12 protein-coding genes are annotated in these 13,839 nt (G+C 66.3%); 9 read left to right on the plus strand and 3 right to left on the minus strand.

Translation table 11 applies throughout. From position 1 onward, the window contains the following. Window positions 1-126: 126 nt before the first annotated feature. Together PKE80_RS10875 and PKE80_RS10880 are read left to right on the plus strand one after the other, a co-directional pair. Window positions 127-465: a hypothetical protein gene (locus PKE80_RS10875; protein ID WP_271182483.1), complete on the plus strand. Its 339-nt coding sequence runs from the start codon at window positions 127-129 to the stop codon at window positions 463-465. A 123-nt stretch (window positions 466-588) separates the two neighbouring features. Next, window positions 589-813: a hypothetical protein gene (locus tag PKE80_RS10880; RefSeq protein WP_271182484.1), complete on the plus strand. Its 225-nt coding sequence runs from the start codon at window positions 589-591 to the stop codon at window positions 811-813. Between the two features lie 185 nt (window positions 814-998). Here PKE80_RS10880 and PKE80_RS10885 read toward each other — a convergent pair whose 3' ends face one another. Further along, complete coding sequence (locus tag PKE80_RS10885) at window positions 999-2,462, minus strand: MFS transporter (RefSeq protein ID WP_271182485.1); 1,464 nt, start codon at window positions 2,460-2,462, stop codon at window positions 999-1,001. 301 nt (window positions 2,463-2,763) lie between these two features. On the opposite strand from PKE80_RS10885, the gene PKE80_RS10890 reads away from it, so the two are divergent. Together PKE80_RS10890 and PKE80_RS10895 are read left to right on the plus strand one after the other, a co-directional pair. After that, a complete protein-coding gene (locus PKE80_RS10890; RefSeq protein ID WP_271182486.1) occupies window positions 2,764-3,681 on the plus strand; it encodes a LysR family transcriptional regulator in 918 nt (305 codons plus the stop codon). A gap of 219 nt (window positions 3,682-3,900) precedes the next feature. Then, window positions 3,901-4,077 carry a hypothetical protein gene (locus tag PKE80_RS10895; RefSeq protein WP_271182487.1) on the plus strand — a complete coding sequence of 59 codons (177 nt, stop codon included), beginning with the start codon at window positions 3,901-3,903 and terminating at the stop codon, window positions 4,075-4,077. Here the strand turns inward: PKE80_RS10895 and PKE80_RS10900 are convergent. Further along, complete coding sequence (locus PKE80_RS10900; protein WP_271182488.1) at window positions 4,074-5,627, minus strand: MDR family MFS transporter; 1,554 nt, start codon at window positions 5,625-5,627, stop codon at window positions 4,074-4,076. The genes PKE80_RS10895 and PKE80_RS10900 overlap by 4 nt on opposite strands. Then, window positions 5,624-7,012 (minus strand): MFS transporter, encoded by a 1,389-nt coding sequence (locus PKE80_RS10905; RefSeq protein WP_271182489.1) that lies wholly within the window; start codon window positions 7,010-7,012, stop codon window positions 5,624-5,626. Before PKE80_RS10905 ends, PKE80_RS10900 begins: the two co-directional genes overlap by 4 nt. 233 nt (window positions 7,013-7,245) lie before the next feature. On the opposite strand from PKE80_RS10905, the gene PKE80_RS10910 reads away from it, so the two are divergent. From PKE80_RS10910 to PKE80_RS10930, 5 genes are all read left to right on the plus strand, one after another. After that, complete coding sequence (locus tag PKE80_RS10910; RefSeq protein WP_271182490.1) at window positions 7,246-8,316, plus strand: class I SAM-dependent methyltransferase; 1,071 nt, start codon at window positions 7,246-7,248, stop codon at window positions 8,314-8,316. Window positions 8,317-8,640: 324 nt separating this feature from the next. Next, entirely contained in the window at window positions 8,641-11,007 is a 2,367-nt protein-coding gene (locus tag PKE80_RS10915; protein ID WP_271182491.1) for a TonB-dependent receptor, read from the plus strand. 18 nt (window positions 11,008-11,025) lie between these two features. Then, window positions 11,026-11,373, plus strand: coding sequence for a hypothetical protein (locus PKE80_RS10920; protein WP_271182492.1), 348 nt, complete (start codon window positions 11,026-11,028; stop codon window positions 11,371-11,373). Between the two features lie 70 nt (window positions 11,374-11,443). Further along, window positions 11,444-12,856, plus strand: coding sequence for an FAD-dependent oxidoreductase (locus PKE80_RS10925; RefSeq protein WP_271182493.1), 1,413 nt, complete (start codon window positions 11,444-11,446; stop codon window positions 12,854-12,856). Beyond that, window positions 12,853-13,710 carry an alpha/beta fold hydrolase gene (locus PKE80_RS10930; RefSeq protein ID WP_271182494.1) on the plus strand — a complete coding sequence of 286 codons (858 nt, stop codon included), beginning with the start codon at window positions 12,853-12,855 and terminating at the stop codon, window positions 13,708-13,710. Before PKE80_RS10925 ends, PKE80_RS10930 begins: the two co-directional genes overlap by 4 nt. Window positions 13,711-13,839 lie beyond the last annotated feature (129 nt).

Here is a 13,839-nt window from a genome sequence, read left to right on the forward strand (position 1 = left end):
GCACGGGTGTGCGTTCTCTCACCAGACACCACACTTGAAACCGGATCGCCTTCGACAAGGTAGGTCGATGGTCGACGTTCGTCCGCTATCCGGACGAAGCCCTCTGTGCTTGGCTCCCCCCTCAGCTTGAGTCTTGCTGTCGCGGAGACTACCGGCGAGCCACGGATCGAGGCCCGATGGTTCGAAACTGCTCTCAAGAAGGTACGTGATGAAGCGAAGTTGCTCGGCGACAGTCGGGGTGACGAAACGCTGCCGATATTCGTCACAACCCGGATTCTCGTTAATGGCAAGGTGCATGAGGACGTGGCACTTTATGATCTCGGCTACAGCATAGCCGGTCGCTTGCTGGACGGTCAGACCATCACTTTGCGCGGCATCTCGCTGGTGGCCCGCACCCGTGGGACTGCGGGGAGGCGCCTCCTCGATGCGCGCTGGACGGCGGCATTGGCAATGGCAGGAAATTGAAAACACCGGGGTTTTCCGAATCGACCTGCCATTCAAGATAGGCCATGGCTGCCGTGCGACCCGAAGGGCCAGCTCCGGTTCAAGGAACAGGCCCTGATTTCTGCCGGTGGGATTGCCGAGCCTGTGAACGGGGTGATCCGCATCACCGGCGTGACCGCCGACGCGCACGGCCTCTACCGTGTGCCCGAGACGATCCTCGACCACCTGCGCCTGCCGGGAGGCATCAGATTCGAGGACGTGACCATCGCCCAGGGCAACCCCGCTTCCAACGGCGCAGCGGCACGCGACAGCCTGATCATCGACACCGGCAGCAGCGACGCCTGCGGCGCCCATCACCTTTCACCGTGATTGCTTCGCTGCGCTCGCAATGATGATAGAGAGTGGCCTGCAATCTCTCCGACAGGCGAACACACCCGTCGCCGGACATTGAACCTGACGCCTGCCTCGGGCCTCAATAGGCTACGGGTGATATCGTCAGGTGATCGGCAAGGAGACCCGAGAATGACCGAAGCTCGGCCATGCTTATGCGGTGTTCAGGCGCGCGCTTCTCTCGGCGTGCGCGCGGCATGATGCGCAGGCTGGCAAGCGAGGACGGCATCGGCCACCGCTTCCGGCCCGACTACTTCCGACAGCGCCGGCACCGCCATCTCCTCGAGGTCCGCTTCCGTCAGGTTGTAGCCCTTCAGCAGCAGGATGCTCAGCAGCGGGGCGAGCGCGGGGATGATCGCGAAGCAGATGCGGATCGCCATGACCGCGCCGGTGCTCTGTTGCTGTGCGGCGCCGCCGGTCGAGGCGGCGTAGCCCATCACCGACAGCGTCGTGCCCATGATCATCAGCCCCGCCGCGTTGGAGACTTTGTCGACGAAGCTCATGAACCCGGAGAACGCGCCTTCGCGGCGCAGCCCGGTGGTCACGTAATCGTAGCGCACCGCGTCGGTCAGCATCGAGGCGGCGAGCAGGACCACGCCGCTCATCATCGCGCCGATCACGGTGACCCGCGCACCCAGAACCCAGAGCGTCTCGTGCGGTCCGGCGAAGACCCAACTCAGGACGGCGAGGCCGTAGAGGCCGAGCGCGGCGACATAGGTGTTCTTCTTGTCGAAGCGCTTGGACAGGCGCAGCCAGACCGGCACGGCCAGAATGTTGCCCGCAGTCAGGAACACGTAGAACAGCCCCAGCCACGCATCGGTGCGCTGCAGGACGTAGCGTGTGAAGTAGGCGTTGGAGACGCTGGCGGTGGCCACGCCGATCATGAAGATCACGTGAACGAAGACCATGATGCGGAACGGCCGGTTGCGCGAGGCGACCTTCAACTGGTCTACGAAGCGGCCGGGATGCCTGGCCTCGTTCACCGTCGCGCGGGCCGAACGCAGCATCGGGATGGTGACGATGCACAGCGCGAACACGATGCCGCCCATGACCCAGCCCATCGCCGCGTGCCCGCCGCGCCCCGCGCCCCACGCTTGCAGCAGCCACGGCGGCACCGAGGAGCCCAGCACCTGACCCACGAAGCCGCCGTAGGTACGGTAGGCAAGGATGGTCGAGCGGGCGTGGTAGCCGTCGCAGACCTCGACGATCATCGCCGATGCGGGCACGGAATAGAGCGAATAGGCCGTCCCGTGCAGCGCCAGCATGAAACCGACGTAGATCAGCAGCAGCACCCCGTTGCCGATGTCGGGCACCGCGAACATGCCGACGATCGCCACCGGCATCGTCACCGAGGCGAGCAGCAGGTAGGGCAGGCGGCGGCCCCAGCGGCTCTTGGTATTGTCGCTGAGGTAACCCGCGAAGGGGTCGACGAAGCCGTCATAGATCTTCACCACCGCGAAGAGGGCGGCGGCGATTCCGGCCGAGATCGCCAGGTTGTCGGTCAGGAAGCGCAGCACCAGCACGGCGACGATCTGGCCCGCCGCGTTCATCGCCGCCGCCCCGATCGCGAAGGCGAGAATGACGGTTTTTCCGGTATCGAGAGCGGATGGATCGCTGCTGCGCGCCATGGAATTCCCTTGCTGCCGTGCGCGATGGCCAAGCCTCTCCGCACGCGGAATCTAGCTTCCACGCCGCGATCTGTTCGGCTGCCGAATTGCGCTGTGTTTGCAGGTGGCAGGAAAACACAGTTTTGCGATTCAGACTACAGGGCTGCGGACGGACGATGGCACCCACGGTGAGTGTATCTTAACGCGGGAAATATAAATAAATATAAATAATACAATAAGATAAGTTAATCAGGAGGAATAGGGAAGCGCGGTTGGTCGGCACCTGCCTAACAGCTATGCGCAGCAAGCATGAGGGTCAGTCATGGACATACGGAAATTTGAGTATTTCATGTCGGTCGCCGAACTCGGTAGTTTCTCGCGCGCGGCGGTTAGCCTGCGGCTCTCGCAGCCCCTACTGAGCCGACAGGTCCGCACTCTGGAGGAGGAACTGGGCCTGCCGCTGTTCTATCGCAACGGGCGGGGGGTGACACTGACGCAGGCCGGGCGGTGCCTGCTCAAGAACGCGCGAACCGTGCGCGATGCGGTCGAGACGACGTACAGCGAACTCAACCAACTCAAGAGCCAGCTCGTCGGCGCGGCGGCGATCGGCATGCCCACCAGTGTCGGCCGCGCCGTCAGCGTTGATCTCGCGCAGCATTTTGCGCAGCACACCCCTGACGTGAAGCTGCACATCGTCGAGGGCCTGAGCAGCGACATCGCCGAACAGATCCAGCAGGGACGGCTCGACGTGGCGATCCTCTACACCCCGATCCGCAACCAGAGCATCCTGTCGGACCCGGTGGTGGTGGAGCACCTCGTCCTCGTCAGCGCGCCCGGAGAGGGGCCGGACTCGCCGGTAGGAATGGACGATCTGCTCAAGCTGCCGCTGGTAACGACGGGGCCGAACCAGCAGCTCCGCCGCGATCTGGAGCAGGCGGCGCGGGCGCGGGGCGTGGAGCTGAACATCGCGGTGGAGGTCGATTCGCTGACCTCGATCCTGCAGATGGTCAACGTCGGCCTCGGCCATGCGGTGCTGCCGCCCTCGGCGCTGGTGCGCCATGGCTTGCGCGATCACTTCGACGTGGCGAGTTTCACCGACGACATCTTCCATCGCACGCTTTACGTCGGCACCGGCCCACAGCGCTCGGACGCGGCTCCGTCGCGGCAGCTGGCGGGTGTGGTCAAGGAGACGCTGCAGCGCCTTGCGGGGCCGCTGACCTGGGACGTGATCCGGGCTTGAGGCGAGTGTTCCTCCACACCGCTCGGGCTAAGCGGTGTGGATAGAGGGGCTGCTGACGACCTGCCGCAATAAATGTTTACGCAGGCAAAACCGTGTCATCCCGCGTGCTTCGCACAACTCGATAGATCCCGCATTAACCTGTGGTCGCGTAATCGTGCAAACGATTGTTGAGCGATGCGCACAGGGCGCGATTCGCGTAGCGCCAGTTCGGGATTTTCGATGAAAGCCGGGTTCGATGTCGGCCTCGCCGCCGAGGTTGCGCAAGGCGAATGGGCGATCTGGGAAGGCATGGCCACCGCCCTGCCGCTGAGCCTTGCCCTCTGGGCAGTGATCCTCTGGGCAGTGATCCTCTGGGCAGTGATCCTCTGGGCAGTGATCCTCTGGCTGGTGCGTTAATCCCCATCGCCCAGGCGAATCTCCGGAATCCGTAGCGCCACGCCGACCGCGAGGCATGTCAGCATCCCGCTCGTCACAAACGTCACGATGAAGGCATGGGCGTAGATCGCCACAACCGCATCGTGCAGGGCAGGGGGCAAGGCCTCAATCAGCGCCACGCCCTCACGCAGCACGCGCTCGGCCAACGGGGCGGGCAAGGCGGTGCGGGCGTAATCGCGCAAGTGGTGCGTCAGCAGCAGGCCTGAGCCCGCGACCGCTGCGACGGCCGCCAACTGGTTGCAGAACTGCAGGGTCGAGGTGCCGGTGCCAAGCTCCGCGCGCGGCACGCAGTTCTGCACCGCCACCGTCAGGTTGGGCATGCACAGCCCGCCGCCCGATCCCATCAGCAGCAGGCAGCAGATCCACGCCGAATCGCCGAGGCCCATCGCCGTGACGGTTGCGATGCCGAAGAAGCCGATCGCCAACAGCACCATACCACCCACGATCGGCGCCTTGTAGCGCCCCGTCCGCGACACGACTTGCCCGCCGAGCAGCGACATCGTCGTGCCCGCGATCAGGTGCGGCAGGATCATCAGCCCCGAACTCGCGGTCGAGTGGCCGCCGACGGTCTGGAAGAACAGCGGCAGGAACACCGAGGAGCCGAAGAAGGCGAGGCCGATCATCGTGCTCGCCACCACGGTGCGGCGGAACACGGTGTTTTCAAGCAGATGCACCGCCAGAACTGGCTCGGCCGCGCGCTTTTCCTGCCGGTAGAGCGCGGCGAAGGCGAGGACGCAGAGCACCCCCGTCCCGGCCATCGCCAGCGGGGTAGAAGCCGCGCTGCCGTCGAGCATGCCGAGGAACAGCAGGAATGCCACCGTCCCGCAGACCAGCAGCGTGACGCCTGCGAAGTCGATCGCGTGGCCCTTTCGCGGCGCCAGGTTGGGGGGCAGGGTCAGCCAGACCATCGCCAGCGCCGCCGCGCCGACCGGCAGGTTGATGTAGAAGACCCAGCGCCAGCCCAGCCACTCCGTCACCGCGCCGCCGACGACCGGCCCGGCAATGCTGGAGAGGGTGTAGGTCGCATTGAACAGGCCCTGATAGCGCGGCCTTTCGCGCGGCGTGACGAGGTCGCCCAGCGTCGTCAGCGCCAGCACCGAGGCGCCCCCTGCGCCCATGCCCTGGATCGCGCGGAACACGATCAGCTGGGTCATCGACTGCGCCGCCCCGCAGAGCGCCGAGCCGCCGAGGAAGACGAGGATCGCCAGCGTGAACAGCGGCCGCCGTCCGTGGATGTCGCTGAACTTGCCGTAAAGCGGCATCGTCACCGTCGAGGCGAGCATGAACGCGGTCATCACCCATGACAGTCGCGAGAGCGCGCCGAACTCGCTGACGATGTGGGGCAGGGCAGGATTGACGATGAAGTTGTCCAGCGCCGCCAGCGCCGCCGTCAGCAGCAGGCCCGACAGCGCGAGCCAGAAGCGGGCACGGGTCGTCTGGGGTTTTTCGTCGTCCTGTATGTCTGGCGCCTCTCCGGTCGCGGCTCGTGCAAGCCGTCGATATGCATTCACCCGGTCACTCCTGTCGCATCGGTAATGGGATTGTCCGCCGTCCGGCCAAGGGCGAGGTAGCCGATGGCGAGGGCGGAAAAGATCACGTGCAGCAGCCCGATCAGCACGAACGGCGCGGTCAGCCCGACAAGGTCGAACAGATAGCCCGAGGCGAGCGAGACGAGGACGACGCTGGCAGTGCCGAAGAAGGCGAGCAGGCCATAGGCGGTGCCCCGCAGGTCGGCAGGGGCTTCCTGCCCGAAGAACGCCTGCTGCGCGATCGTCTGGGTGCTCTCGGCAATGCCGATGAACAGCGCGAGGGCGAGGATTTCCCAGCCCGTCACGCTCGTCACCAGCGGTGCGCAGAGGAATGATACGCCCACCAGCACGAGGCTGGCGACGTAGATCGCGGTTCGGTCCCACTTGTCGAGCAGGACGCCCAGGATCGGCGGGATCACGAAGGAACAGGCGCGCATCAGCGCCAGCGCGGTGCCGGCGATGGCGACGGTGCCGGTCGTGCCGAGCCCCTCCTGCGCGCCGCGAAGGGTGATCCACAAGGCGAGGAAGGATCCGACCACCGCCTCGTCGGTGCGCACGACGAAGGAAGTCAGCAGCAGCACCCCGAAGCGCCGGTTGGTCCGCGCATGGGCGACCACGCGCCGGAAGCCGCCGAGCAGTTCACGCATACTTTGGGAGACGGGCGCGGCGCCTTTCCGGCGGTCGGCCTTGGGCGCATCGGGCATCAGGAACATCGCCGCGACCAGCGCCGCGCCGAGGCCGAGGATGCCGCAGGCCCACAGCGCATATGTTCCCGCCAGCGCGGTGTCGTAGCCCGCCGAGTGCAGCCAGCCCGGCAGCGCCGCACCGATCACGCCCACCATCAGCACGCTGATCAGGCCGTAGAACACCATGACAAGCGCCATGAACCGCCCGCGCGAGGCGTTGTCGACATAGTCGAAGAACCGGGGCGGCCCGCCTGCGGTGTGCGCGCTCGAGGCAATGCCGAAGCAGAAGCGGATGACGAACAGCGCCGCCACGCCCCCCGCCAGCGGATAGGCGAAGGCGGCCATGCTGTACCCGACGAGCGCGAAGATCACCATTGCCCGGCGCCCGATCCGGTCCGCCAGCGCGCCGGCGAAGCCGACGCAGACGAGCACCACCGCCTGCTGCACCGTCATCAGCTGCCCCGCGAGGCGGCCCTGCTCCGCTCGGGGCACGCCGACCATTTCGGTGAACACGTAAGGCTGCATCAGGGCGATGAAGGCGGTCATCATCACTGCGATCCCTGTGACCAGCAGGAACACGAAGACCTCGCGGGGCGGGATGCCCGGCATCAGCGTGATGGGGCCGATGCGCGCCTGATCCCCCGTGTTTTGGCGAACGCCTCCCTCCGGTGCAGTGTCCATGCCGGTCCTTCCATGTCGAGGAGCGACCGCGACGGCGCTCGGCCGTGTCCGGTCAGGCGACAGGATACGAAAAGGCGGCCGCGATTCCAGCGATTAAGCCATGCTCAAAAGGCGGGTCAGATATGCCTTCCCGCACACTTGCCTCGCCGCGCCGCTGCGACTTACGCTGCCCTCACGAGCAGCCCGAGAGCACTGGCGCCGGGCCTGCCGCATCCCTTTTCAGGAGTCGCCCCATGCTGATCGACCGTGGATTTTCCGAGCGCAACCGCCGCGTGCGCAGCCTCGACGTGGAGAGCTACCAGGACTTCGTGCTGGGCTTTCGCGACTGGACTTACGGTGATCTCGACAAGTCCGCGCGGGCCAGCGCCGACGAAATCCTCGAGGACCTGCGCCTCAATACCGAGGAAGCGCCGCTCGACGCTTTCCGGGGGCCGTTCGAGAAAGACCCGATGATCGCCGCGCGCATCCGGTGCTGGCTGTCGAGCCAGCAGCTGATGTGGCGCAACGTGCTCGACCACTACAGCCAGCACGCCGACTTCTACATGGGCGGCATGGAAGAGGCGGACGTTAGCGGTCCCGGTTCGCTGGAACTGAACACCGGCATGGACATGCCCGACTACACCAAGCACGAAATCCACATCCAGCCCGGCGGCTATACCGGCAACGACTTCGCCGGGCCGCTCTACCATTATGGCACGAACACCTTCTACAAGGGCCAGAACAACGAGGACGAGTTCCAGTTCGGCATCGCCCGCACCGTCGCCAAACCGGCGGACGGCAGGATCGAGCGCATCGTCGATATCGGCTGCGGCATCGGCCGCCTGAGCGTCGCATTGGCCGAGACGTTCCCGGAGGCGGAAGTCTGGGGCCTCGACGTCGGCGGGCCGCTGGTGCGCTATGCCCACGCCCGCGCGGTGGAACTGGGCACGCCGGTCCACTTCGCGCAGCGTCTGGCGGAGGACACCAAGTTCGCGGATGACAGCGTCGATATCGTCACCGCCTATATCCTGTTCCACGAAGTGTCGGAGCAGGGCGCGAGGGACATCTGCGCCGAGACCTTCCGCATCCTGCGCCCGGGCGGCGTCTTCGACGTGACCGACTTCCACACCGGCCGCGCACGTTCCAGCGAGCCCTATCGCCGGTTCATGGGCTGGATCGACCACGTCTACAACGCCGAGCGCTGGTCGCACCAGTTCACCGCCAAGGACTTCCTGGAGACCCTGCGCGAAGCCGGGTTCGAAGTGGAGAAGGGCGAGAACCGCCACTGGGGCATCGCCTGCTACATCGCCCGCAAGCCGGAGTAGGGTTTTAAGCTCCGTCATTCCCGCGAAGGCGGGAACCCATCTTCTGACGCTGCCTCTTGCACGGGCATCAGATGAGCGCCCGCCTTCGCCGGGATGACGAGGTGTGTTCGGATCGAACGCAGCGGTGGCGGGGAGCAGACCCATCACCCGGGTCATGACAGCTAGAACCCGCCGCCGCCTTGTCCGGCCCGGCCGCTACAGACAGTCTTCGACAGTGCGATGAAGCCCCGGAACAGAGGGCGCCGATGGAGAGGATCGGAGAAAAAGACACGAACCCAAGGGGGGGTCACCATGCGTCATCACAGCATCGCGTCCACGTTCCATTTGAGCACTTCAACCGCGCTGGCGGGCCTTCTGGCAGGCACGTTCATCGCGCCCGGCCCGGCGCTGGCCCAGTCGGCGAGCGAGCCCGACAACGCCATCGTCGTCACTGCGCGCCGCACCGAGGAACGGCTCGAATCCGTGCCGCTGGCGATCTCCGCCTTCTCGGCCGAGGCGCTGGAGACGCAGGACATCAAGTCGCTCAACGACATTTCGGCGGCGACCCCCGGCTTCCAGTTCCAGAACCAGGCGGGCGGCGGTTCGGGCCGCAACGACCGCTCTATCAACAACCTGACCTTCCGCGGCCTCGCGCTCGGCAACGTCTCGCCGATCTCGCAGGGCGGCCTTGTCTTCATCGACGGCGCGCCGGTCATCAACGCCTCGGTCCCGGCGATCGACGACGTGGCGCGGGTCGAGGTGCTGAAAGGCCCGCAGGCGGCCTACTTCGGGCGATCGACCTTCTCGGGCGCGGTCAACTTCGTGACCAAGAGCCCGACGTACGACTTCTCCGGCCGGGTCAAGGGCATGGCGGGCAACTACGGCTCGAACGCGGTGTCGGGCAGCATCAACATCCCGGTGATCGACCAGATGCTGGCCTTCCGCCTCGGCGCCAGCCACGATTTCGAGGGCGGCCAGTACCGCAACTCGGCCGACCGCAGCCAGCACCTCGGCGATCGCAAGACCGACGCGGTCAGCGCGCAGATGCTGTTCCAGCCCACGCCCAGCCTCAAAATCACCGGCTTCGCCTCCTACGCGATCAGTAAGGACGGCCCGCCCGCGCAGGCGGCGCTGAAATCGAGCGAGTTCAACTGCAACCTGGGCGGCACCTCGGGCGGCTACTATTGCGGCAAGCTGCCGGGCAAGCTCCCCGCCTCACTGATCGGTGGCAACTACGTGCTGGATACGCGCGCCTATGACGTGCTGATCGCCAATAGCGCCAATTACCCGACGATCTTCGACCCCCGCTTCAACAAGTCCACCGGCCTCAAGCGCGAGACGCTGCAGGCGGACCTGCGGATGGACTGGGAGCTGGGCGGCGGCCTGATGCTCAGCTCGTTAACCGCCTATCACAGCGACAAGACCCAGACCGGGCTCGACCTGACGTTCCGCGACACCTCCGGCATCGCCAACCCGACCGCCGCGCTGCCGGGCGCGCCGAGCTACATCAAGTGGCTGCTGAACTACCAGTCCTACGTCACCGACTTCAGCCAGGAACTGCGCCTGACTTCCGGGCAGGACCAGCCCCTGCGCTGGACGGTCGGCGCCAGCTACTTCACCGCCGACTACGATTCCGGCGCGATCTGGGGCATCAATCCCTACGGCACCGGCAACAGCGCGACACTGACCAACCAGAAGCCGAAGACCCCGGCGATCTTCGGCGCGGTCTACTTCGACGTCACCCCGCAGCTGACGATCAGCGCCGAAGGCCGCTACCAGTGGGACAAGATCAAGTCCTCGGTTCTCGCCTCCTCCTCGGGCGTCTATTACGCCAGCCCGATCGTCCAGCAGGCGACCTTCAAGAGCTTCTCGCCGCGCCTGACCCTGGACTATAAGTTCGCGCCCGACAGCACCGCCTACGTCCTGTTCTCGCGCGGCTACCGTCCCGGCGGCTTCAACGGGGCCTATGACGCCCTGACCACTACCGAGAAGGCCCAGATCGCCACCACCGGTGGCTCGACCTACAAGCAGGAGAAGCTGGACAACTACGAGGCCGGCATCAAAACCGCCTTCCTGAACGGCAAGGCCTCGATTCGCGCCGCCATTTACGTGGACAAGTACCGCGACGGGCAGGTGTCCAACAGCTACACGTATTATCCCGACGGTTCGGCCACCATAAACCTGCTCAGCGTGGTCGAGAACCTGGGCGCGGTGAACTTGTGGGGCGTGGAACTGGAAGGCAACGTCACTCCGATGGAGGGCCTCAGCCTCAACGGATCGTTCGGGCTGGCCGACAGCAAGATTAAGAACTTCATCTGCGCCGAATGCCTCAACATCGGCGGCACCACCGACGCCACCGGCAACAAGCTCTCGGGCGTGCCGCGCCTGACCTGGACGGCGGGCGTGCAGTACGACCACCAGCTTTCCGATGCATGGTCCGGCTTTGCCCGCGTCGATTACCGCCATCGCGGCCGCCAGTACGTGGACAACTATAATGCCGCCTGGAGCCGCAACGACGACAAGGTCGATCTGCGGCTCGGCGCGCGGCAGGATGGCGGGCTGGCGGTGGAAGCCTTCGTCACCAACCTGTTCAACGAACAGACGATGGTGGGCGGCCGCGCCACCGACCTCGTCACCCTCACCACCAACGAGATCCGTCTTGCCCTGCCCGAAAAGCGGCGCATGGGCGTGCGCTTCAGCTACGAGTTCTGAGAGAGGACAATTGCGATCATGGCGACCCAGGCCGAACAGACATACAAGTCCGCAGCCGACGATTTCATCTTCGCGGATTCTGACAACATCTCCGCCTTCCCGGAGCAGACGGTGGACAATCTCATGCACGTCGTCATCGCGCTGGGGGCGGAACTGTGGACCGTGCGCCGCCGCATGATGACGCTGGAGAAAGTGCTCGAAAAGGCGGGCGTCTCCAACGACGACGTCGAGAAGTACCTCCCCGGCGCCGAGGAGAAAGCGGCCTGGGCCGAGGAGCGCGACATCTTCATCAAGCGCACCTTCGGCGCCCTCGAACGGCGGGGCGGCGCCAATTCGCGGCAGCTCGACACCTCGAAAGACCTTTGACCTCCCGGCAGGGCGGTCCGCCTTGTGCGGACAGCCCATTTTCAGTCTTCAAGAACAGCGGAGATGCGGCGTGTATCCGGAATATGACGTGATCGTGGTCGGTGCAGGCACGGCGGGCATCCCCGCCGCCCTCGGCGCCGTGGAGCGCGGCCTCAAGGTGGCGCTGGTGGAAGCGGCGGCCGACATCGGCGGCACGTTGCACTTGTCGAGCGCATCGATCAGCGCGGGCGGCACCGACCTGCAGCGCCGGGCGGGCATCGCGGATTCGGCCGGGGACCACTTCGCCGACGCATTGCGCATCAACCACGGAACCGGCGACCACGTGCTCCTGCGCAAGTGGACCGAGGAAGCCGGGCCGATGGTCGATTGGCTGGAATCGATCGGGTGGACCTGCATGGACGGCGTCCCCCACTTCGCCCCCGAACACGACCTCTACAATGTCGAGCGCACCTATCGCAGCACCAATGCCGGAATCGAAGTGCTGGATGCTTTCCGCCGCGAACTGGCGCGGGTGGAGCCGACCGGCCTGCTCACCGTGATGCTGGAAACCCGCTTCACCGACCTGGTGACGGAGAGCGGCCGCGTGACCGGCATCCAGGCCGAGACCCCCGGCGGCCCGGTGACCCTTTCGGGCCAGAGCGTCATCCTCACCACCGGCGGCTTCAGCGGCAGCGCGCGCCACTGGCAGGAACTGCACGGCCACGTACCGCTGCGCTACCATGTCGAGACGGTGCGCGGCGACGCGCTCGATCCCGTCCGCGCGGCGGGCGGCTCGGTGTGGTTCACTGAATACTGCCTCCCCGCTTTCGGCGGCACCCGAACGCTCGACAGCAAGGCTTCGGCGTGGATTCACAGCGACGTGCTACCTACCCGCCGCCCGCCCTGGGAGATTTACGTCAACGAGCGCGGCGAGCGCTTCATGCCCGAGGACGAGATGAGCATCGACGCGCGCGAACGCGCTGTCATGGCCCAGCCCGGCTGGGCCTTTTGGATCGTCTGGGACGAGGCCATCCGCATAGCGTCGAAGCCCCTGTTCCGCTGGCCCGCCGAGACCGTCGAGGCCCTGTTCGCGGGCGAGGGCGGCGAGGACTTCGTGGTCGCGGGCAGCGTCGAGGAACTGGCGGAGCGCACCGGCATGCCTGATCGCGCTTTGCGCACCACCATCGAACTCTACAACCGCGGGCAGGCGGTCGGCAGCGACGTATTTCGCCGCAAGCACATGCCCGCCCCCATCGCCGAGGCACCGTTCTACGCGGTGCGGCACTATGGCTGCTCGATCAGTTGCTACCCCGGCATCAAGGTGGACGAGGACTTGCGCGTCGTGCGCGCCAACGGCTCACCGATCGAGGGGCTCTACGCGGCGGGTGAGGTGATCGGCATCGGCTTCCTCGGCCACGGGTTCCTGAGCGGGTCGATCGTCTCCTCGGCGATCACCTTCGGCCGCAAGCTGGGCCGCGAAGTGCTCGCGAAGGTGCCGGCATGAGAACGCGCTGGGCACGGCGCGGTTATGCCGCGGGGCCTTACGGGCAAGTCCATTTCCGCCATGCCGGAGAAGGCGGCGCGCCGGTGGTCCTGCTCCATCAGGCGCCGATGACGGCGGCGCAGTTCGACAATGTCTACGAACCGCTAGCGGCGCGCGGCTTCCACGCCATCGGCATCGACATGCCCGGCTTCGGTATGTCCGATCCGGTGGACGGAGTACCCCGCGTGGAGGACTGGGCCGCCTGCGTGCCCCCGGTGCTCGATGTGCTGGGGCACCCGAGCGCGGCTGTGCTCGGCCACCACACCGGCTCGATGGTGGCGACCGAGGCGGCGATCCAGTTCCCGACCCGCGTCTCCGCAGTGATCCTCAACGGCCCGATGCCGCTGACCCTGGAGGAGCGCGACAACTTCCTCGCCAACGGCTGGCTGCGCGAGCAGGACATCACCGCCCGCACCGACGGCACCCAGTTCGCCGATGTCCACGCCGCCCGCACCCGCCTCGCCGCCGGCACCGTCCCGGCTGCGCGCGTCTGCGAGTTCGTGGTGCAGGCTTTCGAAGGGCAGGGCGCCTACTGGCACGGTCACTACGCCGCCTTCCAGTACCGCCATGACGCAGGGATCGCGAAGCTCGTCTGCCCCACGCTGATCCTCACCAATACCGGCGACATGATCTACGACCATGCGGTGAAGGCTCATGCCCTGCGCCCCGACTTCGCCTTCGCGGCGCTGCAGGGTGGCGGCGTCGACATCGTCGATCAGCAGCCGGAAGCGTGGGCGGATGCGGTGTCGGGGTTTCTGGCGGGGGGTGCGCGGGAGCCCGCCCCGCTGCGACTGACTCCGCCTGCGGCTTCGTAAGTCTCGCTCCCCTCCCGCAAGCGGGAGGGGCCAGCGCGTAAACCGAACCCTCGTCCAGCCCGCCCCTCCTCCCAGCGAAGGCTGGGACCGCTATCGGCAGATCACGACCTGTCTCGCAGTGCTCCCGGC

Source organism: Novosphingobium resinovorum, assembly GCF_027922145.1.
Taxonomy (GTDB): domain Bacteria; phylum Pseudomonadota; class Alphaproteobacteria; order Sphingomonadales; family Sphingomonadaceae; genus Novosphingobium; species Novosphingobium resinovorum.

Bases quoted from the DNA above. Each gene is read 5' to 3' on its own strand.
- PKE80_RS10895 (WP_271182487.1), top strand. From the start codon at position 3,901: ATGAAAGCCGGGTTCGATGTCGGCCTCGCCGCCGAGGTTGCGCAAGGC.
- PKE80_RS10920 (WP_271182492.1), top strand. From the start codon at position 11,026: ATGGCGACCCAGGCCGAACAGACATACAAGTCCGCAGCCGACGATTTC.
- PKE80_RS10930 (WP_271182494.1), top strand. From the start codon at position 12,853: ATGAGAACGCGCTGGGCACGGCGCGGTTATGCCGCGGGGCCTTACGGG.
- PKE80_RS10890 (WP_271182486.1), top strand. From the start codon at position 2,764: ATGGACATACGGAAATTTGAGTATTTCATGTCGGTCGCCGAACTCGGT.
- PKE80_RS10885 (WP_271182485.1), bottom strand. From the start codon at position 2,462: ATGGCGCGCAGCAGCGATCCATCCGCTCTCGATACCGGAAAAACCGTC.
- PKE80_RS10905 (WP_271182489.1), bottom strand. From the start codon at position 7,012: ATGGACACTGCACCGGAGGGAGGCGTTCGCCAAAACACGGGGGATCAG.
- PKE80_RS10910 (WP_271182490.1), top strand. From the start codon at position 7,246: ATGCTGATCGACCGTGGATTTTCCGAGCGCAACCGCCGCGTGCGCAGC.